This window comes from Frondihabitans sp. OV104, from assembly GCF_057787745.1.
Map to the genome: position 1 here is coordinate 1150020 of NZ_CM173541.1, position 26027 is coordinate 1176046.

At 70.0% G+C, this 26027-nt stretch carries 25 protein-coding genes; 5 read left to right on the plus strand and 20 right to left on the minus strand.

The window, feature by feature from the left end; translation table 11 throughout:
• The 11 genes from carB to AC3CBB_RS05485 all read right to left on the minus strand — a co-directional run bounded on the left by carB (position 1) and on the right by AC3CBB_RS05485 (position 10939).
• Entirely contained in the window at positions 1 to 3306 is a 3306-nt protein-coding gene (gene carB / locus AC3CBB_RS05435) for a carbamoyl-phosphate synthase large subunit (RefSeq protein ID WP_123504593.1), read from the minus strand.
• Positions 3306 to 4457, minus strand: coding sequence for a glutamine-hydrolyzing carbamoyl-phosphate synthase small subunit (gene carA / locus AC3CBB_RS05440; RefSeq protein WP_123504594.1), 1152 nt, complete (start codon positions 4455 to 4457; stop codon positions 3306 to 3308). Before carA ends, carB begins: the two co-directional genes overlap by 1 nt.
• Positions 4454 to 4984 (minus strand): PH-like domain-containing protein, encoded by a 531-nt coding sequence (locus tag AC3CBB_RS05445; protein WP_488626262.1) that lies wholly within the window; start codon positions 4982 to 4984, stop codon positions 4454 to 4456. Before AC3CBB_RS05445 ends, carA begins: the two co-directional genes overlap by 4 nt.
• Entirely contained in the window at positions 4981 to 6324 is a 1344-nt protein-coding gene (locus AC3CBB_RS05450; protein ID WP_488626263.1) for a dihydroorotase, read from the minus strand. The genes AC3CBB_RS05445 and AC3CBB_RS05450 overlap by 4 nt, the downstream gene beginning before the upstream one ends.
• 11 nt (positions 6325 to 6335) lie before the next feature.
• Complete coding sequence (locus AC3CBB_RS05455; RefSeq protein ID WP_123504597.1) at positions 6336 to 7286, minus strand: aspartate carbamoyltransferase catalytic subunit; 951 nt, start codon at positions 7284 to 7286, stop codon at positions 6336 to 6338.
• Positions 7283 to 7822 (minus strand): bifunctional pyr operon transcriptional regulator/uracil phosphoribosyltransferase PyrR, encoded by a 540-nt coding sequence (pyrR, locus tag AC3CBB_RS05460; protein ID WP_123504598.1) that lies wholly within the window; start codon positions 7820 to 7822, stop codon positions 7283 to 7285. The genes AC3CBB_RS05455 and pyrR overlap by 4 nt, the downstream gene beginning before the upstream one ends.
• A 156-nt stretch (positions 7823 to 7978) precedes the next feature.
• Positions 7979 to 8422, minus strand: coding sequence for an OsmC family peroxiredoxin (locus AC3CBB_RS05465; RefSeq protein WP_123504599.1), 444 nt, complete (start codon positions 8420 to 8422; stop codon positions 7979 to 7981).
• 45 nt (positions 8423 to 8467) lie between these two features.
• Positions 8468 to 8902, minus strand: coding sequence for a MarR family winged helix-turn-helix transcriptional regulator (locus tag AC3CBB_RS05470; RefSeq protein WP_488626264.1), 435 nt, complete (start codon positions 8900 to 8902; stop codon positions 8468 to 8470).
• Between the two features lie 157 nt (positions 8903 to 9059).
• Positions 9060 to 9476 (minus strand): transcription antitermination factor NusB, encoded by a 417-nt coding sequence (gene nusB / locus AC3CBB_RS05475; protein WP_123504601.1) that lies wholly within the window; start codon positions 9474 to 9476, stop codon positions 9060 to 9062.
• Between the two features lie 3 nt (positions 9477 to 9479).
• On the minus strand, positions 9480 to 10043 hold the full coding sequence (efp, locus tag AC3CBB_RS05480; RefSeq protein ID WP_488626265.1) for an elongation factor P: 564 nt from the start codon (positions 10041 to 10043) through the stop codon (positions 9480 to 9482).
• 89 nt (positions 10044 to 10132) lie between these two features.
• Entirely contained in the window at positions 10133 to 10939 is an 807-nt protein-coding gene (locus AC3CBB_RS05485) for a dienelactone hydrolase family protein (protein ID WP_488626266.1), read from the minus strand.
• Between the two features lie 36 nt (positions 10940 to 10975).
• On the opposite strand from AC3CBB_RS05485, the gene AC3CBB_RS05490 reads away from it, so the two are divergent.
• Positions 10976 to 11404: a hypothetical protein gene (locus AC3CBB_RS05490; protein ID WP_488626267.1), complete on the plus strand. Its 429-nt coding sequence runs from the start codon at positions 10976 to 10978 to the stop codon at positions 11402 to 11404.
• Between the two features lie 42 nt (positions 11405 to 11446).
• On the opposite strand, the gene aroB is transcribed toward AC3CBB_RS05490, so the two are convergent.
• Genes aroB through aroC form a run of 3 tightly spaced genes read right to left on the minus strand, consistent with a single transcriptional unit; the run spans position 11447 to position 14321 of the window.
• On the minus strand, positions 11447 to 12547 hold the full coding sequence (gene aroB, locus AC3CBB_RS05495) for a 3-dehydroquinate synthase (protein WP_488626268.1): 1101 nt from the start codon (positions 12545 to 12547) through the stop codon (positions 11447 to 11449).
• Positions 12544 to 13074: a shikimate kinase gene (locus tag AC3CBB_RS05500; protein ID WP_488626269.1), complete on the minus strand. Its 531-nt coding sequence runs from the start codon at positions 13072 to 13074 to the stop codon at positions 12544 to 12546. Before AC3CBB_RS05500 ends, aroB begins: the two co-directional genes overlap by 4 nt.
• Positions 13074 to 14321 (minus strand): chorismate synthase, encoded by a 1248-nt coding sequence (gene aroC, locus AC3CBB_RS05505; RefSeq protein WP_123504606.1) that lies wholly within the window; start codon positions 14319 to 14321, stop codon positions 13074 to 13076. The genes AC3CBB_RS05500 and aroC overlap by 1 nt, the downstream gene beginning before the upstream one ends.
• Before the next feature lie 81 nt (positions 14322 to 14402).
• Here aroC and AC3CBB_RS05510 point away from each other — a divergent pair, with 81 nt between their 5' ends.
• The gene (locus AC3CBB_RS05510; RefSeq protein ID WP_488626270.1) at positions 14403 to 15551 is read left to right on the plus strand and encodes an epoxide hydrolase family protein; all 1149 of its coding nucleotides are present in this window, start codon (positions 14403 to 14405) and stop codon (positions 15549 to 15551) included.
• Between the two features lie 126 nt (positions 15552 to 15677).
• On the opposite strand, the gene mltG is transcribed toward AC3CBB_RS05510, so the two are convergent.
• From mltG to AC3CBB_RS05540, 6 genes are all read right to left on the minus strand, one after another.
• Complete coding sequence (gene mltG / locus AC3CBB_RS05515) at positions 15678 to 17147, minus strand: endolytic transglycosylase MltG (protein WP_488626271.1); 1470 nt, start codon at positions 17145 to 17147, stop codon at positions 15678 to 15680.
• A gap of 3 nt (positions 17148 to 17150) precedes the next feature.
• Positions 17151 to 17675: a Holliday junction resolvase RuvX gene (gene ruvX, locus AC3CBB_RS05520; RefSeq protein ID WP_488626272.1), complete on the minus strand. Its 525-nt coding sequence runs from the start codon at positions 17673 to 17675 to the stop codon at positions 17151 to 17153.
• Between the two features lie 4 nt (positions 17676 to 17679).
• Positions 17680 to 20340 carry an alanine--tRNA ligase gene (gene alaS / locus AC3CBB_RS05525; RefSeq protein WP_488626273.1) on the minus strand — a complete coding sequence of 887 codons (2661 nt, stop codon included), beginning with the start codon at positions 20338 to 20340 and terminating at the stop codon, positions 17680 to 17682.
• A gap of 50 nt (positions 20341 to 20390) precedes the next feature.
• A complete protein-coding gene (locus tag AC3CBB_RS05530; RefSeq protein WP_123504610.1) occupies positions 20391 to 20573 on the minus strand; it encodes a hypothetical protein in 183 nt (60 codons plus the stop codon).
• A gap of 110 nt (positions 20574 to 20683) precedes the next feature.
• Positions 20684 to 21313 (minus strand): 30S ribosomal protein S4, encoded by a 630-nt coding sequence (gene rpsD / locus AC3CBB_RS05535; protein WP_123504611.1) that lies wholly within the window; start codon positions 21311 to 21313, stop codon positions 20684 to 20686.
• A gap of 226 nt (positions 21314 to 21539) precedes the next feature.
• The gene (locus tag AC3CBB_RS05540; protein WP_488626274.1) at positions 21540 to 22973 is read right to left on the minus strand and encodes a replication-associated recombination protein A; all 1434 of its coding nucleotides are present in this window, start codon (positions 22971 to 22973) and stop codon (positions 21540 to 21542) included.
• A gap of 121 nt (positions 22974 to 23094) precedes the next feature.
• On the opposite strand from AC3CBB_RS05540, the gene AC3CBB_RS05545 reads away from it, so the two are divergent.
• The 3 genes from AC3CBB_RS05545 to AC3CBB_RS05555 all read left to right on the plus strand — a co-directional run bounded on the left by AC3CBB_RS05545 (position 23095) and on the right by AC3CBB_RS05555 (position 25875).
• A complete protein-coding gene (locus AC3CBB_RS05545; protein WP_488626275.1) occupies positions 23095 to 23895 on the plus strand; it encodes a peptidylprolyl isomerase in 801 nt (266 codons plus the stop codon).
• 121 nt (positions 23896 to 24016) lie between these two features.
• Positions 24017 to 25249, plus strand: coding sequence for a DUF349 domain-containing protein (locus AC3CBB_RS05550; RefSeq protein WP_123504614.1), 1233 nt, complete (start codon positions 24017 to 24019; stop codon positions 25247 to 25249).
• A 122-nt stretch (positions 25250 to 25371) separates the two neighbouring features.
• Positions 25372 to 25875 carry a hypothetical protein gene (locus AC3CBB_RS05555; protein WP_488626276.1) on the plus strand — a complete coding sequence of 168 codons (504 nt, stop codon included), beginning with the start codon at positions 25372 to 25374 and terminating at the stop codon, positions 25873 to 25875.
• Positions 25876 to 26027 lie beyond the last annotated feature (152 nt).

Sequence of the window (26027 nt, forward strand, 5' to 3'; positions counted from 1 at the left end):
TCACAGGGCTTCGGCCTTCGCCTGGGCCTTCGCGAGGTTGTCGGCGCGCTCGACTGCATAGTCTTGGAGGCTGGTGACCGTGTAGCCGGTGTGGATCGACTCGATCGAGGCCACGGCTGCGGCGAGCTGCGCCATCGTCGTGAACAGGGCCTTGTCGGCGGCCACCGTGGCGGCGCGGATCTCGTAGCCGTCGGCGCGGCCGGACGAACCCGACGGCGTGTTGATCACGATGTCGACCTCGTCGCGGTTGATCAGGTCGACGACCGACTCGCCGCCCTCGGAGTACTTGCCGACGATGCGGGTCTGGATGCCGTTGCGGATCAGGACCGTCGCGGTGCCCTCGGTCGCCGTGATCTCGAAGCCGAGCTGCTGGAGGCGCAGGACGGGGAGGACGATCGCGCGCTTGTCGCGGTCGGCGACGCTCACGAAGACGACGCCCGAGGTGGGCAGCCCGCCGTACGCGGCCGTCTGGCTCTTCGCGAAGGCCAGCGGGAAGTCGCGGTCGATGCCCATGACCTCGCCGGTGGAGCGCATCTCGGGGCTGAGCACGCTGTCGACGACCTGGCCCTCCTTCGTGCGGAAGCGCTTGAAGGGCAGGACGGCCTCCTTCACCGAGATCGGCGAGTCGAGCGGCACGTCGCTGCCGTCCTGGACGGGCAGCAGGCCCTCCTCGACGAGCGAGCGGATGGAGGCGCCGACCATGATCCGCGATGCGGCCTTGGCGAGCGGGATGCCCAGCGCCTTCGAGACGAAGGGCACCGTGCGGCTGGCGCGCGGGTTGGCCTCGAGCACGTAGAGGACGCCCGCGGCGATCGCGAACTGGACGTTGAGCAGGCCCGAGACGCCCACGCCCTCGGCGATCTTCAGGGTCGCCTCGCGCACGCGGTCGATCTCGCCCTTGCCGAGCGTGACCGGCGGCAGGGTGCAGCTGGAGTCGCCGGAGTGGATGCCGGCCTCCTCGATGTGCTCCATGATGCCGCCGATGTAGAGCTCGGTGCCGTCGTAGAGCGCGTCGACGTCGATCTCGACGGCGTCGTCCAGGAAGCGGTCGACCAGCAGCGGCTGGCCGGGGCCGATGACGACCTCGTCGCGGGTGCGCTCGAAGTAGTCGGCGAGCAGGTCGGCCGAGTAGACGATCTCCATGCCGCGGCCGCCGAGCACGTACGACGGGCGGACGAGCACGGGGTACCCGATCTCGTCGGCGACGGCCACGGCCGATTCGAAGTCGACCCCGGTGCCGTTGCGCGGGGCGAGGAGGCCGCCCTGCTCGAGGATCTGCGAGAACAGGCCGCGCTCCTCGGCGGAGTCGATCGCGTCCGGGCTGGTGCCGAGAATGGGGACGCCCGCGGCGGCGAGGCCCTGGGCGAGGCCGAGGGCGGTCTGGCCGCCGAGCTGCACGACGACGCCCACCAGCTCGCCCGCCTGGCTCTCGGCGTGGACGATCTCGAGGACGTCCTCGAGCGTGAGCGGCTCGAAGTAGAGCCGGTCGCTGGTGTCGTAGTCGGTCGAGACCGTCTCGGGGTTGCAGTTGATCATGATCGTCTCGAACCCGGCGTCCGACAGGGCGAACGAGGCGTGGACGCACGAGTAGTCGAACTCGACGCCCTGGCCGATGCGGTTCGGGCCGGAGCCCAGGATGATCACCTTGCGGCGGTCGCTCGGGATCACCTCGGTCTCGAAGTCGTACGACGAGTAGTGGTAGGGCGTGAGTGCCGGGAACTCGCCGGCGCAGGTGTCGACCGTCTTGAACACCGGGCGCAGGCCCAGGTAGTGGCGGTGGTCGCGGATGTCGTGCTCCAGGCGGCCGCGGATCTGGGCGATCTGCGCGTCGCTGAAGCCGTGGTCCTTCGCCTCGGCCATGGTGTCGTAGTCGAGCTCGGACGCGGTGCGGATGCGCTCGGCGACCTCGTTGATCAGCACGATCTGGTCGATGAACCAGGGGTCGATCCTGGTCGCGTCGAAGACCTGCTCGGCCGTCGCGCCGGCGCGGAGGGCCTGCTGGACGGTGACGATGCGGCCGTCGGTGGGGACGCTGGCGAGCTCGAGGAGCTCGTCGACGTCGCCGGTCTCGCCGACCCAGTGGAAGCTGGATCCGCGCTTCTCGAGCGAGCGGAGCGACTTCTGCAGCGCCTGCGTGAAGTTGCGGCCGATGGCCATCGCCTCGCCGACGCTCTTCATCGTCGTGGTGAGCGTCGTGTCGGCGGCGGGGAACTTCTCGAAGGCGAAGCGCGGCACCTTGACGACGACGTAGTCGAGCGTGGGCTCGAACGACGCGGGCGTGACCTTCGTGATGTCGTTCTGGATCTCGTCGAGGCGGTAGCCGATGGCCAGCTTCGCGGCGATCTTGGCGATCGGGAAGCCGGTGGCCTTCGATGCCAGGGCCGACGAGCGCGACACACGCGGGTTCATCTCGATCACGATGATGCGGCCGTCGGCCGGGTCGATCGCGAACTGGATGTTGCAGCCGCCGGTGTCGACGCCGACGCGGCGGATGATGTCGATGCCGATGTCGCGGAGCTTCTGGTACTCGCGGTCGGTCAGGGTCAGCGCCGGCGCGACGGTGATCGAGTCGCCCGTGTGGACGCCGACCGGGTCGAAGTTCTCGATGGAGCAGATGACGACGGTGTTGTCGGCCGTGTCGCGCATGAGCTCGAGCTCGTACTCCTTCCAGCCGGTGATGCTCTCCTCGAGCAGCACCTCGGTGGTGGGGCTGGAGTGCAGCCCGTCGGTCACCATCCGGGTGAGCTCCTGGGGCGTGTGCGCGAAGCCCGAGCCGAGGCCGCCCATCGTGAAGGAGGGGCGGACCACGAGCGGGTAGCCGAGATCGTCGGCCGCGGCCAGGGCCTCGTCGAGGCGGTGCACGATGTGCGAGCGGGCGACGTCGGCGCCCGATTCGAGCACGAGCTCCTTGAAGATCTGGCGGTCCTCGCCCTTCTGGATGGCCTCGACCTTCGCGCCGATGAGCTCGACGCCGTGCTTCTCGAGGATGCCGGCCTCGTCGAGCGCGATCGCCGCGTTGAGGGCGGTCTGGCCGCCGAGGGTCGGCAGGACGGCGTCGGGGCGCTCCTTGATGATGATCGACTCGAGCACCTCGGAGGTGATCGGCTCGATGTAGGTCGCGTCGGCGAAGTCGGGGTCGGTCATGATGGTCGCCGGGTTCGGGTTGACCAGGATGACGCGGACGCCCTCCTCGCGGAGGACGCGGCAGGCCTGCGTGCCGGAGTAGTCGAACTCGGCCGCCTGGCCGATGACGATCGGGCCGGAGCCGATGACGAGGACGGAGTTGATGTCTGTGCGCTTGGGCATTAGTTGGCGTCCTGGTTTCGCGAGACGACCAGTTCGCGGAACCGGTCGAAGAGGTGGTTGCTGTCGTGGGGGCCGGAGGCCGCCTCCGGGTGGTACTGCACCGAGAAGGCGGGGATGTCGAGGGCGCGGAGGCCCTCGACGACCTGATCGTTCAGCGAGAAGTGGCTGACCTCGACGCGGCCGAAGCCGGCCGGCGACTCGAGCACGCCGTCGATGGGCGCGTCGACCGCGAAGCCGTGGTTCTGGCTGGTGATCTCGACGGTGCCGGTCGTCTTGTCCCAGACCGGCTGGTTGATGCCGCGATGGCCGAAGGGCAGCTTGTAGGTGCCGAACCCGAGCGCGCGGCCGAGCAGCTGGTTGCCGAAGCAGATGCCGAAGAACGGGAGGCCGTCGCGGAGGGCGCCCTGCAGCAGCTCGACCTGCGCGTCGGAGGCCGCGGGGTCGCCGGGGCCGTTGGAGTAGAAGAGCGCATCGGGCGCGATGGCGCGGAGCTCGTCGGCGGTGACCGACTGGGGCAGCACGATCACGTCGAAGCCGCGCTGAGCGAGGTAGCGGAGAGTCGAGGTCTTGACCCCCAGGTCGAGCACGGCGACCGAGCCGATGCGCTCGCCCTCGGCGGGCAGGTCGTAGCGCTCCCTGGTCGAGACCTCGCTCGAGAGGTTGAGGCCGCGCATGTCGCGGCCCTCGCGCACGGCGGCGAGCTGCTCGTCGTCGCCGAGGGCGTAGTCGGCGCCCGAGAAGATGCCGGCCTTCATCGAGCCGGTGTCGCGCAGGCGGCGCGTGATCGCGCGGGTGTCGACCCCGCGGATGCCGACGATGCCGTCGTCGACCAGCTGGTCGTCGAGGCTGCCCTGGGCGCGGAAGTTCGAGACGACGCGGCTGGCGTCGCGGACCACATAGCCGGCCACCCAGATGCGGCTCGACTCGGGGTCTTCGTCGTTCACGCCGGTGTTGCCGATGTGGGGCGCCGTCATGACGACTATCTGTCCGGCGTACGACGGGTCGGTGAGGGTCTCCTGGTAGCCCGTCATGCCGGTGGCGAAGACGGCTTCGCCCAGGGTGCGACCGGTGGCGCCGTACGGGCGGCCGACGAAGCGGCTTCCGTCTTCGAGGACCAGCACGGCCCTTTCGGCGAGGGAGGCGTCTGTCACTGGGTCTTCTCCTGAGTGGTGTCGGTGGCCTGCGCGGCAAGCATGGTTCGGATGGCGGCGAGGAGCTCGTCGGGCTCGTCGCTGCGGAGGTAGGTGTCGACGTCGAGGTCGCCGAGGCGCCACCCGAGTCGGATCAGGCCGTCGGTCTCGACGACGCGGTCGATGGTCCAGGTCGAGCGGCCGACGTCCCGGAGGTCGGCGGCGGCGATCAGCACAGCTTCAGAGCCCGCGATGTCGAGCACGACCCCCTGGGAGTGCACCGACACGATGGCGCGCCCGCGGAAGCCGAGGCCGCCGACGACGATCCGATCGAGGCGGTCGGCGGCCTTGGTGGTGGCGACGTAGAAGAGGTCGCTCACCGCCGTCGCGGCCTGGAGCGCGGATTCGGACAGCAGGAACTGCGGCGCGAGCGTCGGCGCGGTGATCCCCGCCTGCCGACGGCCCCGACCCTTCCATCCCGCCCTCATGAGCAGGAAGAAGGCCACGAAGAGCAGGAGGAACCCTGCGCCGATCAGCCAGCGGATCACTTGGCGGCCGTCTGGGCGGCCGACGCGTTCGCGGCGACGAGGTCGGAGTCGAGCACGGCGCCGTCGAGGACGGTCGCGTAGCCGGCGTGGAAGGTCGCCACGACCCGGCCCGGGAGCTCGCGCTCGAGGTAGGGCGAGTTGATGCTCTTGCCGGCGAGGTCGTCTACCGAGAAAATGCTGGTCACACTTCGATCGTAGAGCGTGATCTCGGCCGGCGATCCCACGCCGATCGGAATCCCGTGCCCGGCGACCTGTCCGATCCGCGCCGGAGCGGCCGAGAGCACGCGCTCCACGTCGGTCCAGTCGATGAGGCCGGTGTCGACCATCGTCTTCTGCACGACGCTGAGCGCGGACTCGAGGCCGACCATGCCGTTCGCGGCGTTGTCCCACTCGCACGACTTGGCCTCCATCGTGTGGGGGGCGTGGTCGGTCGCGACGATGTCGATGGTGCCGTCGGCGAGGGCCGACCGCAGCGCCTCGACGTCTTCGGAGCGGCGCAGCGGCGGATTCACCTTGTAGCGGGCGTCGTACGTCGAGACGAGGTCTTCGGTGAGCAGCAGGTGGTGCGGCGTGACCTCGGCCGTGACCTCGAAGCCGCGCGACTTCGCCCAGCGGACGACCTCGACGCTGCCGGCGGTCGACACGTGGCAGATGTGCAGGCGAGCGCCGACGTGGTGGGCGAGCAGGACGTCGCGGGCGATGATGGCCTCCTCGGCCACGGCAGGCCAGCCGCCGAGCCCGAGAGTGGCGCTGAGCTCGCCCTCGTTCATCTGGGCGCCCTCGGTCAGGCGCGGCTCCTGGGCGTGCTGGGCGAGCACTCCCCCGAAGCCCTTGATGTACTCGAGGGCGCGGCGCATGAGCAGCGGGTCGGCGACGCAGGAGCCGTCGTCCGAGAAGACGCGGACCCGGGCGCGCGAGTTCGCCATCGCGCCGATCTCGGAGAGGTGCGTGCCGGCGAGGCCCTGCGACACGGCGCCGATCGGGCGGACCGTGACGAAGCCGGCGCGGTCGCCGAGCGCCTGCACCTGCTCGACGACGCCTGCGGTATCGGCGACGGGCGACGAGTTCGCCATGGCGTTGACGGCCGTGAAGCCGCCCTTGGCAGCGGCGCGCGAGCCGGTCAGGACGGTCTCGCTGCCCTCGAAGCCGGGCTCGCGGAGGTGCGTGTGGAGGTCGACGAGGCCGGGCAGGGCCAGGAGGCCGTCGGCGTCGATGACGGTCGCGGCGGCCTCGGTGAGGTTCGTGCCGAGCGCCTTGACGACGCCCCCGCCGATCAGGATGTCGGTGGTGCGGCCGTCGCTGAGGGTGGCGCCCTTGAGGATGTGGTCGGTGGTGCTCATGGTCGTCTCTCTCAGTTCGTCTCGCCGGCGGCCAGCGTCAGGTACAGCACGGCCATGCGCACGGACACGCCGTTCGTGACCTGCTCGAGCACGGTCGAGCGCGGCGAGTCGGCCGCCTCGTCGCTGATCTCGAGGCCGCGGTTCATGGGGCCGGGGTGCATCACGAGGGTGCGCTCCGGGAGGCCGTGCAGGCGGGTGGCCGAGAGTCCCCAGGAGCGCGCGTACTCGCGGCCGTTCGGGAAGAACGCCGCGTTCATGCGCTCCTGCTGGATGCGCAGCATCATCACGACGTCGGGCTGCACCCGGGCGAGCGCCTCGTCGAGGTCGTAGTACACGTCGACCCCGAAGGCCGCGACGCCGTTGGGCAGGAGCGTCGGCGGAGCCACGAACGTGACCTCCGCACCCAGCGTCTTGAGGAGCCACGCGTTCGAGCGAGCCACCCTCGAGTGCAGGACGTCGCCGACGATGAGGACCCGGGTTCCTGCGAGGTCTCTGCCCCGCGCAGCGGCACCGTGGAAGCGGCGGCGCATGGTGAACGCGTCGAGGAGGGCCTGCGTGGGGTGCTCGTGCGTGCCGTCGCCGGCGTTGACCACCCCGGCTTCGACCCAGCCCGAGTGGGCGAGCACACGCGGCGCACCCGAGGCGGGATGCCGGATCACGATGCCGTCGGCGCCCATGGCGGCCAGGGTCTGCGCGGTGTCTTTGAGCGACTCGCCCTTCGACACGCTCGAGCCCTTGGCCGAGAAGTTGATGACGTCGGCGCTCAGGCGCTTGGCGGCGGCCTCGAACGAGATGCGGGTGCGGGTGGAGTCCTCGAAGAAGAGGTTGACGACCGTGATGCCCCGCAGCGTCGGAAGCTTGCGGACCTCGCGGGTCGAGACGTCGGCCATGTCCTCGGCGATGTCGAGGATGCGGATGGCCTCGTCGAGCCCGAGGTCGGCGGTGCTCAGGAGGTGCTTCACCGGTCGCCCCCCTCGATCGCCACTTCTTCGGCGTCGTCGATGCCGTCGAGGCGCACGAAGATGCGCTCGGAGGTCGACGTCGGCAGGTTCTTGCCCACGTAGTCGGCGCGGATCGGCAGCTCGCGGTGACCGCGGTCGACGAGCACGGCCAGGCGCACGACGCGGGGTCGGCCGATGGCGCTGAGTGCGTCGAGGGCGGCGCGGATCGTGCGGCCCGAGTAGAGAACGTCGTCGACGAGCACGACCGTCTTGCCGTCGATGCCGCCGTCGGGGACGGTCGTCGGGCGCGGCGCTCGGGTCGGCTGGCGGCGCAGGTCGTCGCGGAACAGCGTCGCATCGACGGCGCCGACGGGGACCGCTTGGCCGCTGATGGCCCGGAGCGCGTCGCCGATCCGGTCGGCGAGGAGGACGCCCCGAGTGGGGATGCCCATCACGACGAGGTCGTCGGCGCCCCTGTTGCCCTCGAGGATCTCGTGGGCGATGCGGGTCAGCGCCCGGTGGATGTCAGCCTGGCTCAGCACGGTTCGGGTGCTCAACGGGCCTCCCTTCTCCGTCTCTCTGGACGGCGTTAAAGGTGGTGCTCCGAGCCTACATGCGAAAACCCCGCGTTCCGGCACCGGCGCAATGCCGCGGCTCAGGGCCGGTGCTGGAACGCGGGGTGAACCGCGGAACGGTGGTGGAAGGATGCAGCCTTACGCCTCGAGCTGGGCGTCCAGGGTGATCTCGACGCCGGTGAGCGCCTTCGACACGGGGCAGCCGGCCTTCGCGTCGGCAGCGGCCTTCGCGAACTGCTCGGCGTCGATGCCGGTGACCTCGCCGCGGACGGTGAGCTTGATGCCGGTGAGCTTGAAGCCGCCGTCGGACGAGTCCGGGCCGAGCGAGACGTCGGCCTTGACGTCGAGCGCCTCGATGGTGCCTCCGGCGGCACCGAGGATCGCCGAGAACTGCATGGCGTAGCAGGCCGAGTGGGCCGCGGCGATCAGCTCTTCGGGGCTGGTGGTGCCGTCGGCGTCCTCAGCGGCGCGCTTCGGGAACGACACGTCGTAGGTGCCGACCTTCGACGAGCTGAGCTCGACCTGGCCGGAGCCTTCTTCGAGCGTTCCGTTCCAGGCGGTGCGTGCGGTGCGAGTGGGCATGGTGTCTCCTTCGGTTGGGGTGGGGTCGTAGGGGTTCTGGGGTGCTCAGGCGGCGCGCACGTGCGTGGCGACCGAGGCGATCTGCTTCTGCAGGGCGACGAGATCGTCGGGGTCGAGCCCCGTGGCCTCGCAGATGCCGGCCTGGATGGGTGCGGTCTTCGCCCGGAGCGCCTCGCCGGACGGGGTCAGACCGACCTCGACGACGCGCTCGTCGCCCTCGGTGCGAGTACGCGTGACGAAGCCCGCAGCCTGGAGCCGACGGAGCAGCGGCGACAGCGTGCCCGAGTCGAGCTGCAGTCGATCGCCGAGGTGGCCGACGGTCACAGGGCCGTCCTCCCACAGCACGAGCAGCGCGAGGTACTGGGGGTAGGTCACCCCGAGCGGCTCGAGCAGCTCGCGGTACCGGCTCGTCAGAGCACGCGACGCGCTGTAGAGCGCGAAGCAGATCTGCTCGTCGAGAAGCGGGGTCGCCGTGGTCATGGAGTCAACCTAGCACGTTGCGGACAACTTGGTTGCACACAATCTAAATGAGGGCCGAACACAGGGTGAAGGCGCAGGAACGGGCAGGACCCCGTCGGGGGTGCTGCCCGTTCCTGCGCCTAGTAAAGAGCAGCCCTGCGCCCTCGCGGTCTGAGGCTCAGGACGCCGTGGTCGAGGAGATCCGCGCCAGCAGGCCGTTCACGAAGCTGGCCGAGTCGTCGGTCGACAGGCTCTGAGCCATCTCGACGGCCTCCGAGATCGCCACCGCGTTCGGGATCTCATCGTTGTGCGTGAGCTCCCAGATGCCGATGCGCAGGATGGCACGGTCGATCGTGGGCATGCGCGACAGGGTCCAGCCCTGCGAGTACGTCTCGATCAGCTCGTCGATCTCGGGGCGGTTCTCGATCACGCCCTGCACGATGTCGCGGGCGTACGCCCAGCTCGACTTGCGCTCGGGGGTGTCCATGGCCCGCTGGGTCTCTTGGACGAGCGCGTCGTCGATCGAGATCTGGCGGATGTCGGCGACGTACAGGACGTCGAGTGCTCGTTTTCGGGCTTTGGTCCGGGCGCTCATCGACTAGTCGTTGACGCGGCCGAGGTAGCTGCCGTCGCGCGTGTCGACCTTGACCTTGGTGCCGGTCTCGAGGAACAGCGGCACCTGGATCTCGTAGCCGGTCTCGACGGTGGCGGGCTTGGTGCCGCCGGTCGAGCGGTCACCCTGCAGGCCGGGCTCGGTGTAGGTGACCTCGAGCACGACCGAGGCGGGCAGCTCGATGTAGAGCGGGTTGCCGTCGTGGAGGGCCATCTGGACGTTCTGGTTCTCGAGCATGAAGTTCTTGGCGTCGCCGACGATCGTGGCGGGCACGTTGATCTGGTCGTAGTCGGTGGTGTCCATGAACACGTAGCCGTCGGCCTCGGCGTAGAGGTACTGGTACTCGCGGCGGTCGACGTTCGCGAAGTCGACCTTGGTGCCGGCGTTGAAGGTCTTGTCGACGACCTTGCCGCTCATCACGTTCTTCATCTTGGTGCGGACGAACGCGCCGCCCTTGCCCGGCTTGACGTGCTGGAACTCGATGATGTTCCAGAGCTGGCCGTCGAGGTTGAGAACGGCGCCGTTCTTGATGTCGTTGGTAGTGGCCATGCTGGGACGTCCTTTGAAGATCGATATGAAGAGGGAGCGGGTGCGCGAGGGCACGGGGCGGTGAAGCCAGCGACCACTCTACCCGACGCCTAGCGCGAGAGCCGGGAGCGCAGGAACTCGACCACCCGGCTCCGGGCCTCGAGCGCGGGGTGGCCCTTCTCGTCGCGCACCTCGTGGGTGAGCACCGAGTGCGCCGTGCGGGCGAACCCCCACTCGTTGCCCGGCGACGAGTCGAGCTGGATGACCTCCAAGGCGTCGCCGAGGCGGCTCTTCAGGGTCGCGAAACGGGCCGGCTGGGAGGCGCGGTCCATGCTGAACCGCAGCCCGAGGGCGCAGAGCTCGCCGGCGTCGGCGCGAGCGGCGACGCGGTCGAGCTCCGTCGGAGAGAGGCCGGGATCCTGCGCCCTGGCCTTCGAGATCGGGAAGGGGACCGACGGCTGGCTGAGCACCGACGCGCTGACGGAGTCGTCGACGGCCGCGGCGAGGGCGAAGCCGCCGGTGAAGCACATGCCGATCACGCCGACGCCGGTGCCGGGCGTGCGGGCTGCCAGATCGGCGGCGACTGCGCGCAGGAAGTCGGTGATCGGGCGATGAGCGCCGATGGCGAAGGCGCGGAACTCCGCGGCGACGCAGAGCCGGACGACGGTGCGGAGCGTGTAGCCGATCGTCGGGGCGTGCCCGGGCTCGCCGAAGGGCGACGGGATCACGACGGTGAAGCCCTGGTCGACGAGGTGGTCGGCGAGCCCGAGCACCTCGGGTGTCATTCCCGGCGCCTCCGGGATGAGGACGACGCCGGGGCCGGAGCCCTTCTCGTAGCAGTCGTAGGTCAGGCCGCCGCCGGTGAACGGGGCCGCGGCCCAGCCGGTGAGATCGGATTCGGGGGCTGTGGGCGGCATGGCGCTCATCGTAGGCCGCCCGGGTAGTCTGCGGGCATGCCCCGCCCGCACCCCGACCACAGCGACCTCGTCTCGTTCGGGCCGACGAACACCGACACGCGCGCGTTCGCCATCGGGCTCTGGGCGACGGAGGTCGTGCTGTTCGCCGGCGTCGTCGCCGGGCTGACCGTCCTTCGCGGCGTCGACCCGCTGATCAACGTCGGCGTGGCGTGCGGCGCGCTGGCCTGGTTCCTCGCGTTCTACGCGGTGGTGCTGCGGGGGCGGCTGCGGCCTCTGCCGGGCGTCGGGCTGCGGGTGGTGGCCGTCGTCGGCGTCCTGGTCTTCGCCGCTGCGATGGTCGCCGCGCTGTCGGGCGCCTGGCCGGTGTCGGTCGGCACTGCCCTCGCGCTGTTCGGGCTCGGGCAGGCGGCGCTCGTCGCGGCGTACGCCGGGCGGATGTTCCGGTGGGGGCGAGCCGCCGCCTGAGGGTGGGCCGCAAGGAGGTTCCTGCGCCCGTGCGCTGCGAGGCTAGGAGCCGATCTCTTGATACGCGGCGAAGAGGAGGCTGGTGTCGGGCGCCTCGAGCACGGTGGGGCGCGCGATGTCGTCGAGGACGATGAAGCGCAGGTGGCCGGCGCGGGCCTTCTTGTCGCGCTGCATGGTGGCGAGCAGCGTCTGCCAGCGGCCGGCGGGGTAGCTGATCGGCAGGCCGAGCGACGTGAGGATCGAGCGGTGGCGGTCGACGACCTCGTCGGAGAGCCGGCCGGCGAGGCGGGAGAGTTCGGCGACGAAGACCATGCCGACCGAGACGGCCGCGCCGTGGCGCCACTGGTATCGCTCGGCGTGCTCGATGGCGTGGCCCAGCGTGTGGCCGTAGTTCAGGATCTCGCGGAGGCCGGCCTCCTTGAAGTCCTCGCCGACGACCCGCGCCTTGAGGGCGATGGCGAGCTCGACGACGCGACGGAACTCCGGCGTCGTCGGGTCGATCACGCGGTCGACGTCGGCCTCGACGATGTCGAGGATCTCGGGCTCGGCGATGAAGCCGGCCTTCACGATCTCGGCAAACCCGGCGAGGATCTCGTTGCGGCCGAGTCCGTCGAGCATGTCGAGGTCGGCCAGGACGCCCACGGGCGCGTAGAACGAGCCGACGAGGTTCTTGCCCTCGGCGGTGTTGATGCCCGTCTTGCCGCCGACGGACGCGTCGACCATGCCGAGGACCGTCGTCGGGATCTGGACCAGCTGCACGCCGCGGAGCCAGGTGGCGGCCACGAAGCCGGCGAGGTCGGTCGTCGCTCCCCCGCCGAGGCCGACGACGGCGTCGGTGCGCGTGAAGTCGGACTGCCCGAGGATCTGCCAGCAGAAGGCCGCGACCTCGACCCGCTTGCCGGCCTCGGCGTCGGGCACCTCGGCGATGAGGGCCTCGTAGCCGCGCTCGATGAGGCTGGCGCGCAGAGTCTCGGCCTTGGCGCCGAGCGGGGGCGCGTGCACGATCAGGACCTTCTTCGTCTGGGGGCCCAGCAGGTCGGGCAGCTCGGCGACGACACCGCGGCCCACCCGGACCTCGTAGGGCGACGTGCCGCCGACGGGGATGACGGTGGTGGGGATGCCTTCGGCGTGCTGGTCGCTCATGAGTCTTCTTTCTGGGGCCCCGCGGTCCGAACCCACGAGACGATGTCGTCGACGACATGCGAGAGGGGCCGGTGCGAGGTGTCGAGGGTGATGTCGGCGAGAGCCGCGTAGATCGGTGCGCGCTCGGCGGCGATGGCCTTCCACGCGGCGATCCCGTCGTGGTGGAGCAGGGGGCGGTCCGAGCCCGAGATGCGGCTCTCGACGGCCTCCGGGGTGACGGTGAGCAGCACGACTCGGTGGCCGCCGAGGCGATCGCGCGTCGAGTCGTCGAGCACGGCACCTCCGCCGAGCGAGACGACAGCAGGAGAACCGAGGGCCGTCGCCACGGCGTCTCGCTCGATCGCGCGGAACGCGGGCTCTCCGAGCGTCTCGAAGAGGCGAGGGATCGGACCGTGCTCGCGCACGATCGCCCTGTCGGTGTCGATGAACGTCGCGCCGAGCGCCTTCGCCACGCGCTTGCCCACACTGGTCTTGCCCGCGCCCATCGGGCCGATGATGACCACCGGCCGGTCGAGCTCGGGGGGCATCAGAGCTGCGGCGCGGCGGAGGCGGCTTCGCTGTCGGCCGGGTCGTGCGCGACGGGCGCGCTCGTCGTCGTCAGGAGAGGCGGGATCGCGTCGAGGTAGTTCGTCAGGTTGCGGCTCGTCTCGTCGATCGAATCGCCCCCGAACTTCTCGAGGATCGCGTTCGAGAGCACCAGCGCCACCATCGCCTCGGCGACGACCCCGGACGCAGGAACTGCGCAGACGTCCGAGCGCTGGTGGTGCGCGCTGGCGGTCTCGCCGGTCGCGACATCCACCGTCGCCAGTGCGTGCGGCACGGTCGCGATCGGCTTCATGCCGGCGCGGACGCGCAGCACGGTGCCCGTCGACATCCCGCCCTCGACGCCGCCGGCGCGGTCGGTGTCGCGCGAGATGCCCTGAGCCGTCTGGAACAGCTCGTCGTGCGCCTCGGAGCCGCGGCGCGTCGTGGTCAGGAAGCCGTCGCCGACCTCCACTCCCTTGATCGCCTGGATGCCCATGAGAGCGGCAGCGAGGAGCGAGTCGAGCCGGCGGTCCCACTGCACGTGCGAGCCGAGGCCCGGAGGGAGGTTGTAGGCGAGGACCTCGACGACGCCGCCCAGCGTGTCGCCGGACTTCTTCGCGTCGTCGACCTCGGCGACCATCGCCGCGCTGGTCTCGGCGTCGAAGCAGCGCAGCGGATCGGCGTCGAGCGCCTCGAGGTCGTCGAGCGTCGGCAGGGCGCGCCCCTCGGGCACGCGCACGGGGCCGATGGCGAGCGTGTGGCTGACGAGCTCGATCCCGAGCTCGGCGAGGAACGACTTGGCGACGGCGCCCAGGGCGACGCGGGCCGCGGTCTCGCGGGCGCTGGCGCGCTCGAGGATCGGGCGGGCCGAGTCGAAGCCGTACTTCTGCATGCCGACGAGGTCGGCGTGCCCGGGTCGCGGACGGGTCAGGGGTGCGCTGCGACCGCGGGACGCCTCGCTCACCTCGACGGGGGCCGGGTTCATGACCTCTTCCCATTTGGGCCACTCGGTGTTGCCCACCCGCACGGCGATCGGGCTGCCGATGCTGCGGCCGTGGATGACCCCGCCCGAGATGTGCAGCTCGTCTTGCTCGAACTTCATGCGCGAGCCCCGGCCGTAGCCGAGCTTGCGACGGGCGAGGTCGGCCTGGATGTCTTCGGCGAACACCGGCACACCGGCCGGGAGTCCTTCGAGGACAGCGATCAATTCGGGGCCGTGAGACTCACCGGCGGTCAACCAACGAAGCATGGCATCGATTCTACCGGGGCCGTGTCCGTGGTCGAGGACGCGGCGTCGTCCGGTGTCGGTGGCCGGGCGTAGCGTGCGCCCATGACCGTCACTCCGTTCACGCTCACGACCGACCCCGCCGCGCTCGACGACCTCCGCGCGCGTCTGCGCTCCGCGCGGTGGCCAGACGCCGGGTCGGGGCCGGGCTGGGGGCTCGGCGCCGACATCGAGTACCTCCGCGACCTCGCCGCGTACTGGGCCGACGGCTTCGACTGGTCAGAGCACGAGGCGGCGCTGAACACGCTGCCGCACGTCCGCGTCAAGGTCGGCGGCCACGACCTCCACGTCGTGCACGCTCGCGCCGGCGCCTCGGGCTATCCGCTGCTGCTCGCCCACGGCTGGCCCGACTCCTTCTGGCGCTACTCGAAGGTGATCGACCTCCTGACCGATCCCGGGGCCCACGGCGGCGATCCCTCCGACGCGTTCGATGTCGTCGTGCCCGACATGCCCGGGTACGGCTACTCCCCCGCACCCGTCGGCGATCCGCTGTCGACCGTCGACGTGGCAGGCCTCTACGCCGATCTGATGACGACGCTCGGGTACGAGACGTTCGGCGCGGCGGGCGGCGACATCGGCAGCGGCGTCGTGCGCTACCTGGCGCTCGACCATCCGACGCGCGTGTCGGCCGTCCACCGGATCGACGCGGGTATGCCGACCTTCACGGGCGATCGCTCGGAGTTGTCGGAGGAGGAGCGCGAGTTCCTGCGCGCTGCTGACTCGTGGCGGGATCGCGAAGGCGCCTATGCGGCAATGCACCGCACGAAGCCGCAGACGGCCGCCGTGGGTCTCGCCGACTCGCCCGTCGGGCTGCTGGCCTGGATAGTCGAGAAGCTCCGCGCTTGGAGCGACTGCCACGGCGACGTCGAGTCGAGCTTCACCCGAGACGAGATCCTGACGAACGTGACGATCTACTGGCTGACCAACACGATCGGCTCGGCTATGCGGATGTACAGCGCCAACGCGGCGATCCCCGCAGAGCAGGCCGAGCGACGCGTCGAGACGCCGTCGGGGTTCGCGCTCTTCCCCGCCGACCTGGTGACGCCGCCCCGGGCCTGGCTCGAGCGCACGACCGAGCTCGTGCGCGTCAGCGAGATGCCGCGCGGCGGCCACTTCGCGCCGTTCGAGGAGCCGGAGCTCTACGCGCGGGAGCTGCGGGAGTTCTTCCGTCCGTACCGTGATCGTCGTCCTTAGGCAAGGATGCATCGTCGCTGGCGAAGGATTCACGGCCTCCCGTGCAGCGCTGGCAAGGACTCGGCGGCGTGTCGCGCGCATCACGAAGGATGGCCTCCGCGAAAGTCCTTGGCTGACGGCCACGTGCTACTGGTAGTCCGGGTGCGCCCGCAGCCACGACTGGAACTTCGCGACCGCCTGCTGATGCTCCGCGTAGGTGTTCGAGAACACCGTCTCGCCGGTGTCGAGGTTCACGGTCACGAAGTACAGCCACGAGCCGGTGGCAGGCTTCACGGCGGCCTGGATCGCGATGTCGCCGGGGTTCGAGATCGGGCCGACCGGCAGCCCCTTGTGCACGTAGGTGTTGTACTTGTTGCTCGCGTCGGCGCGCTCGGCGTCGGTCGTCGTGACGCGGTCGGTGCTGCCCGCACCATAGGCCACGGTGGCGTCGGACTGCAGGAGCATTCCCTGGTCGATGCGGTTCTGGAACACCCGCGCCACCTTCGGGAAGTCGGCGGCGAGGCCGGCCTCGCGCTGGATCAGCGACGCGAAGATGATCGTGTGCTCCCACTTCGACTTCGGCACCCCGGCGTCCGTGAGGTGGGTCTCCATCGTGTCGACCATGTCTTGCAGGTACGCGTGCGCCGTCTTGTTCGGCTCGAGCTCGTAGGTCGCCGGGAAGAGGTAGCCCTCGAGGCTCCTCGCGTTCGACGGCAGCCCGAACGACTTGTAGTCGGCCGCGGCGGCCTTGATCTTCGCCGAGGGGATCTTGGTGGCGCTCGCCATGAGGCCGATGATGCCGTTGAGCGAGGTGCCCTCGGGAATCACGAGCTTCGTCGTGATGCGGGCCTTGTCGCTCTGCAGCCGGTCGATGGCCGACTGCGCGCTCATCTCCTTGAACATCGAGTACGTGCCGGGCTGGAACGAGATCTCGGTATCGGCCAGCAGCAGCTTGTAGGGCGCCTCGGCCGACTTGGTGATGCCCGCCTTCGCCAGCTTCGACGCGATCGTCGAGCCGATGTCGCCCGACACGATCGTGAACTCGACCTTCGTGCCGTCGCCGGAGCCGGTGTAGTCGTCGCTGGGCTTGCCGCCGACGAGCGAGGCCACCATGGGCTGGAGCTGCTTGTAGAGGGTCGTGACCCCGTAGGTGCCGCCGCCGAGCACGACGACGAGCACGCCGATCAGGATCCAGGTGCCGGGCTTGCGCCAGCGCGAGACACGCGGCGGCCTGGTCTGCTTGGTCCGCTGCGCCTTCGAAGCGGCCGTGGCAGGAGCGGCCTCAGAGGCCGCCGCAGCCGGTGCGGCACCGACGGCCGTCGCCTCGACCCGAGCGGGCCGGGCGGGCTTGGCCGAGCGACCTCGTCGTCGCTCCTCCTCTTCGCGCTGCTCGCGCAGCTGACGCCGTGACATCGGCGGCGCAGGAACTGCGGAACCGCCGCCCGACCCCGACCCCGTCGCGGAGCCGCCCTGCGCCCCGGGGGCCCGCGGGGCGCGTCGCGCGTCCTCGCCGCGATCGGCCGCTGCGCCCGACGTGCCGGAGTCGTTGGGCTTGCCCGATTCGTCCGTCCGGACGCTGCCGGTGAAGATCTCGTCCCAGGAGGGTTCGTCTGCCACGGATTACCGTCTCTCGTCGGGGTCTGCGTCGCTCGTGACGAGGGTGCCCGGTGGACGTCCGCTCGATCGTTCGAGGTCGATGGCGTGCTGCACGATTATAACGGCGGCCACCTGATCGACCACGGAGCGCTGCTTCTTGGCGGAACGGCCCGACGCGCGGAGAGCGCTCTGGGCGGTCACGGTGGAGAGCCGCTCGTCGACCATCCTCACGGGAAGGCCGGTCGCGGCCGCGAGCCGGGAGGCGAAGCCGCGGGCGTCGCCGGTCGACGCGGTGTCGCCGCCCGAGAGCGACAGCGGCAGCCCGACGATGATCTCGACGGCGCCGAGCTCGGTCGCATGGCCGAGGATCGTCGCCAGGTCGGCGCCGGTGTCGCCGGAACGGGCGACCGTCTCGACCGGGGTGGCGATCAGGGCGTCGGGGTCGGTGCGTGCCACGCCGATCCGGACCTTGCCGACATCGACGCCGAGCCGGACTCCCCTGCGGAAGCCGGCTCGGTCGCCATCGTCGGCGGTGTCGAACGGTGTCAACGGATCAGCTGCGGAGCGCGTCGACGATGGCTGTGAGCGCCGCCGGGATCGCGGCGACGTCGGAGCCGCCGCCCTGCGCCAGGTCGTCTTTGCCGCCGCCGCCTCCGCCGAGGATGCCGGCGGCGGTGCGGGCGAGTTGACCCGCCTTGGCGCCGGCGTCTCGCGCGCCGGCCGTGGTCGCGACGATCACCGCGGGCTTGCCCGCCACGTCGGCGGCGAGGGCCACGACCGAGGTCGAGCCCTGGCCCAGGCGGTCGCGAACCGACATCGCCAGCGACCGCAGGTCGTCGCTCGAGCCCACGGCGCCGATGCTCTCGGCGACAACGGTCAGCGAACCGACCGGGGCGGCCGCGCCGACCAGCGCGGGCACGCGGGTCTGGAGCGCCTTCGCCTCGAACTCGGCGATCTTCTTCTCAGCCGCCTTGAGACTCTGCGTCAGGTCGGCGATCCGGTCGGGAAGCTGCTCGCGCGGCGTCTTGAGCGACGACGTGAGCTGGTTCACGAGTGCGCGCTCGGTGGCGAAGTCGCGGAACGCGTCGACGCCGACCAGCGATTCGACGCGGCGGTTCGTCGAGCCGATCGACGATTCGCCGACCAGGTTGATGAGGCCGATCTGCGACGAGTGCGACACGTGCGTGCCGGCGCAGAGCTCGCGCGACCAGGGGCCGCCGATGTCGACCATGCGCACCTCGTCGCCGTACTTCTCGCCGAACAGGGCCATGGCGCCGGCCGCGCGCGCCTCGTCGAGCGGGAGGATGCGGGTGGTGACCTCGAGGTCGTCGCGGATCTTCGAGTTGGCGATGTCTTCGATCTCGGTGCGGGTGTCGACGGACAGCGGGTTCGACCAGTTGAAGTCGAGCCGCATGTAGCCGGCCTTGTTGTACGATCCCGCCTGGTGGGCCTCCGGCCCGAGCACCTCGCGGAGGGCCGCGTGGATCAGGTGGGTCGCCGAGTGCGCCTGCGTGGCGCCGCGGCGGTAGGTCGGGTCGACGACGCTGGTCGCCGCGTCGCCCACGCCGACCTCGCCCGAGCGCACCTGCACTCGATGGCTGATGAGGCCCTTGACGGGCTTCTGCACGTCGAGCACCTCGAGGTCGAAGCCGTTGCCGACGATCGAGCCCTCGTCGGCGTCCTGGCCGCCCGACTCGGCGTACAGCGAGGTCTCGGCGAGGATCACCTCGGCGATGTCGCCGGCGACCGCCTTGGTGACCGACTCGCCGCCCACGATGATGCCCAGGATGGTCGACTCGGTGTTGAGGAAGTCGTAGCCGGTGAAGGTCGTCTCGCCGTGCGCGCGGAAGGCGGAGTAGACGCTGAGATCGGCGAGGGCGGTCTTGCGCGACTTCGCGTCGGCCTTCGCGCGCGACCGCTGATCCTGCATCAGAGAATCGAACGCCGCGCGGTCGACGGTGAGTCCCGCCTCTTCAGCGATCTCGAGGGTCAGGTCGATCGGGAAGCCGAACGTGTCGTGGAGCAGGAACGCGGTGTCGCCGCGGAGCTCGTTCTTCGACGCCGCCTTGGTCTCGTCGACCGCGCCGTCGAGGATCTGCGTGCCGGCCGCGAGCGTGCGGAGGAACGTCTCTTCTTCGGCGAGAGCCAGACGCGAGATGCGGTCGTAGTCGCGCTCGACCTCAGGGTACGAGGCCTTCATCGCGTCGCGCGAGACCGCGAACAGCTCGGCGAAGCTCGGGCCCTCGACGCCGAGAAGGCGGATCGACCGGATGCTGCGGCGGAGCAGACGACGCAGGATGTAGCCGCGGCCCTCGTTCGACGGGGTGACGCCGTCGCTCATCAGCATGAGCGCCGAGCGCACGTGATCGGCGATGACGCGCATGCGGACGTCGTCGTCGTGGTCGGCGCCGTAGGTGCGACCCGAGAGCTCGGCCGCCTTGTCGAGGACAGGGCGCACCTCGTCGATCTCGTACATGTTGTCGACGCCCTGCTTGAGGAACGCGACACGCTCGAGGCCCATGCCGGTGTCGATGTTCTTGTTGGGCAGCTCGCGGACGATGTCGAAGTCGACCTTCGAGGTGACGTTCTCGATCTGGTACTGCATGAACACGAGGTTCCAGATCTCGACGTATCGGTCGTCGTCGGTGGCGGGGCCGCCATCGATGCCGTAGGCCGGGCCGCGGTCGAAGAAGATCTCGGAGCACGGGCCCGCGGGTCCGGGCTGGCCGGTGTGCCAGTAGTTCGTGTCTTTGTCGAGGCGCTGGATCCGCTCGTCGGGCAGGCCAGCGATGCGCTTCCAGAGCTCGATGGCCTCGTCGTCGTCTTTGTAGACGGTGACCCAGAGGTCGTTCGGATCGAAGCCGAGTGCGCCGTCCGCCTCGCTGCCGGTCAGGAGCTCCCACGCGTAGGTGATCGCCTGCTCTTTGAAGTAGTCGCCGAACGAGAAGTTGCCGTTCATCTGGAAGAACGTGCCGTGGCGCGGCGTCTTGCCGACCTCTTCGATGTCGTTGGTGCGGATGACCTTCTGCACGCTGGTGGCGCGCGGGTACGGCGCCGGGATGAGCCCCGTCATGAACGGGATGAACGGCACCATGCCGGCGACGACGAAGAGGAGGCTCGGGTCGTCGCTGACGAGCGACGCGGACGGCACGACGGTGTGGCCGCGGTCGCCGAAGAACTTCAGCCAGCGGTTGCGGATTTCAGCGGTCTGCATGGGCGTCTTTCAGATCGGGAGGGGAAGGAGTGCGGAGCGGCGGACGAGGGCTACGCCTGGTCGCGCAGCTCGGCGTCGCGGGTGGTGTACCCGTCGACGACGGCCGTCGTGAAGGCCTGGAGGCGGCTGTCGAGCCCGGTGAAGAACCGGCGACCGCTCGCCGTCTGGTTGACGAGGTGGGCGAGCACGAAGCCGAGGCCGGTGCCGACGCCGAGGGTGAACAGGAACTTCACGGGGCGATCTCCTTTGCGTGAACTGCCGTCAATCCTACCGAGATGCAGAAAGGGAGCAGGCCGCGCGTGGCGGGCTGCTCCCTCTCTGGTGGTTCTTCGTCGCTGGCTGCTTAGCGGGCGGCGTAGTACTCGACGACGAGCTGGACTTCGCAGGTCACGGGGACCTCGGCGCGCTTCGGGCGACGCACGAGCTTCGCCTGGAGCTTGTCGATCTCGACCTCGAGGTAGCCCGGGACCTTGGGGAGCACGTCGAGGTGTCCACCGGCGGCGGCGACCTGGAAGGGCTCCATCGACTCGGACTTCGGCTTGACGTGGATCATCTGGCCCGGCTTCACGCGGAAGGAGGGGCGGTCGACGAGCTTGCCGTCGACCAGGATGTGACGGTGCACGACCATCTGGCGGGCCTGGGCGGTGGTGCGGGCGAAGCCGGAGCGCAGGACCAGGGCGTCGAGACGCTCTTCGAGCAGCTCGACCAGGTTCTCGCCAGTCAGGCCCTTGGCCTTGCGGGCCTCTTCGAAGATGATCTTGAGCTGGGCCTCGCGGATGCCGTACTGGGCGCGCAGACGCTGCTTCTCGCGGAGACGGACGGCGTAGTCGCTGTCGGTCTTGCGCTTGGTGCGGCCGTGCTCGCCGGGAGCGTACGGACGCTTCTCGAGGTAGCGGGCGGCCTTCGGGGTGAGTGCGATGCCCAGGGCGCGCGAGAGGCGCGTCTTGGAGCGGGTGCGGGACTTGGTGGACACAGGTGTTCCTCACTGATCTTGTCGAAATGGAGCGTCGATCAGGCGCGCGAGCGCCGGTCGGCACAACAAGAGATGGATGATGCCGAAAAGGGCAACCTGTAAAGACTACACGACCGACGCGGGCGAACGTCATTCACCCCGCGTCCTGTGCCTACTGATCACCCCGCGGCCTGTGCCTGCTGATCACCTCTGGTCCTGTGCCTACTGATCACCTCTGGTCCTGTGCCTACTGATCACCTCTGGTGATACGCCGCAGTTTCTCGAGCCGCGCCGCCACATCGCGCTCATTGCCGTTGACCGTCGGGTCGTAGTACGTGGTGCCGACGAGCTCGTCGGGGAGGTACTGCTGCTCGGCCACGCCGAAGTCGTAGTCGTGGGCGTACTTGTAGCCCTTGCCGTGCCCGAGCCGCTTGGCGCCCGGGTAGTGCGCATCGCGGAGGTGCTTCGGCACGCGACCGGCCTTGCCCGCCCGGACGTCGGCGATGGCCTGATCGATGCCGAGGTACGACCGGTTCGACTTCGGCGCGGTGGCGAGGTAGACCACTGCCTCGGCCAGAGGGATCCGCCCCTCGGGCATGCCGATCATCTGCACGGCGTCGGCTGCGGCCATGGCGATGACGAGGGCCTGCGGGTCGGCCATCCCGATGTCTTCAGCGGCCGAGACGATGATGCGTCGGGCGATGAAGCGCGGGTCTTCGCCGGCCTCGATCATCCGCGCCAGGTAGTGCAGTGCCGCGTCGACGTCGCTGCCCCGCACCGACTTGATGAACGCCGAGATGACGTCGTAGTGCTCGTCGCCGTTGCGGTCGTAGCGGAGCAGGGCGCGGTCGACCGACTGCGCGACCAGCTCGGCCGTGATGACAGCCCGCGTGGACGCCTCGGGCGCAGGAACTGCGTCGCCGTCGTCGACCTCGTCGAGCAGCTCGGCGTCGTCGTCGTCGCCCTCCCCCGCCGTCAGGCGCGCGATGTCGCTGAGGGCCCACGCCGACTGCGCCGACGCCTCGAGCGCGGTGAGGGCGCGGCGTGCGTCGCCCGAGGCGAGCCGCACGATCATCGCGAGGGCCTCGTCGTCGAGCTCGACCGTGTCGGCGAGGCCGCGCTGGTCGTGGACGGCCCGGGTGACGAGCTCGCCGAGGTCGTCGTCGCTGAGCTGCTCGAGCGTGAGCAGCAGAGATCGCGAGAGCAGGGGCGTGATGACGGAGAACGACGGGTTCTCGGTCGTCGCGGCGATCAGGATGATCCAGCCGTTCTCGACGCCGGGCAGCAGGGTGTCCTGCTGGGCCTTGGTGAAGCGGTGGATCTCGTCGAGGAAGAGGACCGTCGTCGTGCCGTAGAGGTCGCGGTTCGCCAGGGCCTTCTCCATCACGGCGCGGACGTCTTTCACGCCCGCGGTCACGGCCGAGAGCTCGACGAACTGGCGGCCGGAGCTGTGCGCGACCGCCTGGGCGAGCGTCGTCTTGCCGGTGCCGGGCGGGCCCCAGAGGATGACGGACACGGCACCGGACGCCCCGCTGGTGTCGGAGGCGAGCTTGATGAGCGGAGACCCCGGCCGCAGGAGGTGCTTCTGACCGGCCACTTCGTCGAGGCTCGTCGGGCGCATCCGCACGGCGAGAGGCGTCGAGCTCGACCGGACGGCCTGGCTCGTGGGAAGCGGTGTCATAGGGCTTCATGGTAGACCGGACCTCCGACAGTCTGAGGCGGCGCACGCGTGCCGGAGGCGGCCGATGAGCCCCTCCGTTACAGTTCAGGCTGAGAGCCGATGCCCTACTGGAGGACACCCCGTGACACCGAGCAAGAACGACGGCCGCGAAGCACGCGAGAGGCTGCGGCGGTACACGGCTCGGCAGAAGGTCCACCAGCACCAGGTCAAGCGGCGCTTCCGCGACAACCTCTCGGCCATCATCGCGGTCGTCGTGATCGGCGCCCTGGGCACCGGCACGCAGATCGTCTACGCCAACGGCGGCTTCGACCCGAAGCCTTCGGCGACGGCCTCGGCCAGCGCCACGCCGACGGCGTCGTCGACGGCGGCCGCCGGCACGAACACCGGCGAGGTCCCCTCGAAGCTGGTGGCGAAGAGCCGCACCTGGACCGGCTCGATGACGCTGAACGGCGACGTCGAGCTCGGGATCGAGCTCGACGGCACGAAGGCCCCTCAGGCGGCGTCGGTGCTCATCACGCTGATCGAGAAGGACTTCTACGAGGGCACGCACTGCTGGCGGATGAGCAACGCGGCGACGGCCAAGTTCCTGCAGTGCGGCGCCTCCAAGGCGGACGGGTCGGGCGACGCCGGGTTCGCGTTCGGACCTCTGGAGAACGTGCCCGCCGACAACACGTACGACACGGGCGTCATCGCCATGGCGCGCTCGACCGACCCGTACTCGCAGGCCACGCAGTTCTTCATCGTCTACGGCTCGACCGTGCTCGACGGCTCGACCGGCGGCTACACCGTCGTCGGCAAGGTCACCAGCGGCCTGTCGTCGATGGAGAAGGACATCACCGACAAGGGCCTGACTGCCGTCAACAGCGAGACCGACGGGTCGCCCAAGGTGGCGACGACGATCACGGCCGCCACGATCAAGTAGCCACGCTCCACGCGTCCGCACAGGGTTCGCCCTTGTGCAATAGGCTGAACATCCATCGCTAGGGACGACTGCGAATCGCCAGTTGCGCCCCTCGACAGATCAGATCCAGCAAGGTGGAATTGTGGCTACGAACGATCAGGCGCCCTGGGGCCGAGTCGATGACGACGGGACGGTCTACGTCCGCGAGGCAGAGGGCGAACGGGCCGTCGGCCAGTACCCGGACGCCACGCCCGAAGAGGCTCTCGCCTACTACCAGCGCAAGTTCACGGAGCTCGCCGGGCAGGTGACCCTCCTCGAGCAGCGCGTCAAGCGCGGTGCGAGTGCGTCCGACGTGTCGAAGGCCGTGGCGCACCTCAAAGAGGCGCTGACCGAGCCCAGTGCGGTCGGCGACATCGAGAACCTCCGCTCGAGGGTCGGCGCTCTCGACACCACCGTGGTCGAGCTCACGCAGCAGCAGAGCGCCGAGGCGCAGGAGGCGCAGAACGAGGCCATCGCGTACCGCACCGGTCTCGTCGTCGAGGCCGAGGCCCTGGCTGCGCAAGATCCGGCTCGCGTGCAGTGGAAGCAGGTGACCGCCTCCATCGACGACATCTTCGCCCGCTGGCAGAAGCACCAGCAGGAGGGCCCGCGCATTCCCAAGGGCGAGGGCAACGACCTCTGGAAGCGCTTCCGCGGCGCCCGTTCGACCATCGACACGCACCGCAAGGCGTTCTACGCCGAGCTCGACTCCGTTCACCGCGACGCGCGCCAGCGCAAGCAGGCACTGGTCGAGCAGGCCGACGCTCTGGCCCCGAAGGGCGCCGACGGGATTCCCGTCTACCGCTCGCTGCTCGACGACTGGAAGCGCGCCGGCCGCGCCGGAAAGAAGTACGACGACGCTCTCTGGGCCCGCTTCAAGGCCGCCGGCGACGTGCTCTACGGCGCCAAGAACGAGATCGTCGCGCAGGACGAAGCCGAGTACGGCGTCAACCTGGAGGCGAAGAAGGCTCTCCTCGACGAGGGCGAGAGCATCCTCGCGCTGACCGATCGGGTCGCCGCTCGCGACGCCCTGATCGCGTTGCAGACGAAGTTCGACGAGATCGGCCGGGTGCCACGCGACCAGGTCCGCCCGGTCGAGGACCGCCTGCGCAAGCTCGAGAGTCACGTGCGGCAGCTCGACGACGACTTCTGGCAGAAGAACAACCCGGAGCGCAAGGCTCGCTCGGAGGGTCTCGCCGGTCAGCTGCAGAGCGCGATCGCGAAGCTCGAGAACGAGCTGGAGGCCGCTCAGGCCTCCGGTGACAAGCGCGCGATCAAGGACGCCCAGGAGGCCCTGGACGCCCGCCGCATCTGGCTCGACGCGCTCGGTTCCTGACGCCTCGGCGCAGACGTTCCATCGCTGAAGTTCCATCGCTGAAGTTTCATCGCTGACGGGCGGTTCTCCACAGATTCGTGGAGGGCCGCCCGTCGTCGTCTCCGCTCAGCCACTCTGGTGGCATGACGACGACGCTCCCGCATCTGCTCTCCCCCGCCGACCTGCCCGCCGCCGAGCTGCAGACCCTCGCCCTCGACGGCGACGTCTATCGGATCGACGAGCTGTTCTGCTCGGTCGCGGAGTTCGACGTGCCCTGGCGGCGGGCCGCGGCCGTCCACGAGCGGGGCGTGCTCGAGTCGGGCGCCGTGCTGGCCCGGCTCTCAGCGGCCTGGGTGTGGGGCGCGGTCGACGGTGCACCCGCGCTCGACGAGATGGCACGCGGCAGCCGGGATCGCCTCGACGAACTCGACCGGGTCGATTTCGGCTCGGTCGCGGTCACAGCGCCGGCGCGCACGGTCGTCGATCTGCTGCGCGAAGGCGGATCGCGATCGGGCACGCTGCGCGCTGCCGGCCGACTCGCACGGCTGCACCGGGTCGACCGGGCGGCGTGCGAGGCGGCGCTGGCGCGGTGCGCGCATCTGCCGAACGCGCGGGTTGCGGCGGCGCGGCTGGCGGCCGTGCTGTGATGTCGTGGCGCTGTGGCGCTCACGATGCGTGTTCGTTGGCGAGGATCTCGACGGGGTGCGTCCTTGTGGGGCGTGCACGCAGGGCGCGAATTCCTTCTCGGGCGCGCAGAGAACGCCGCTGCTCCTTGTCAGCGCAACAGGCGTCCTTTGAT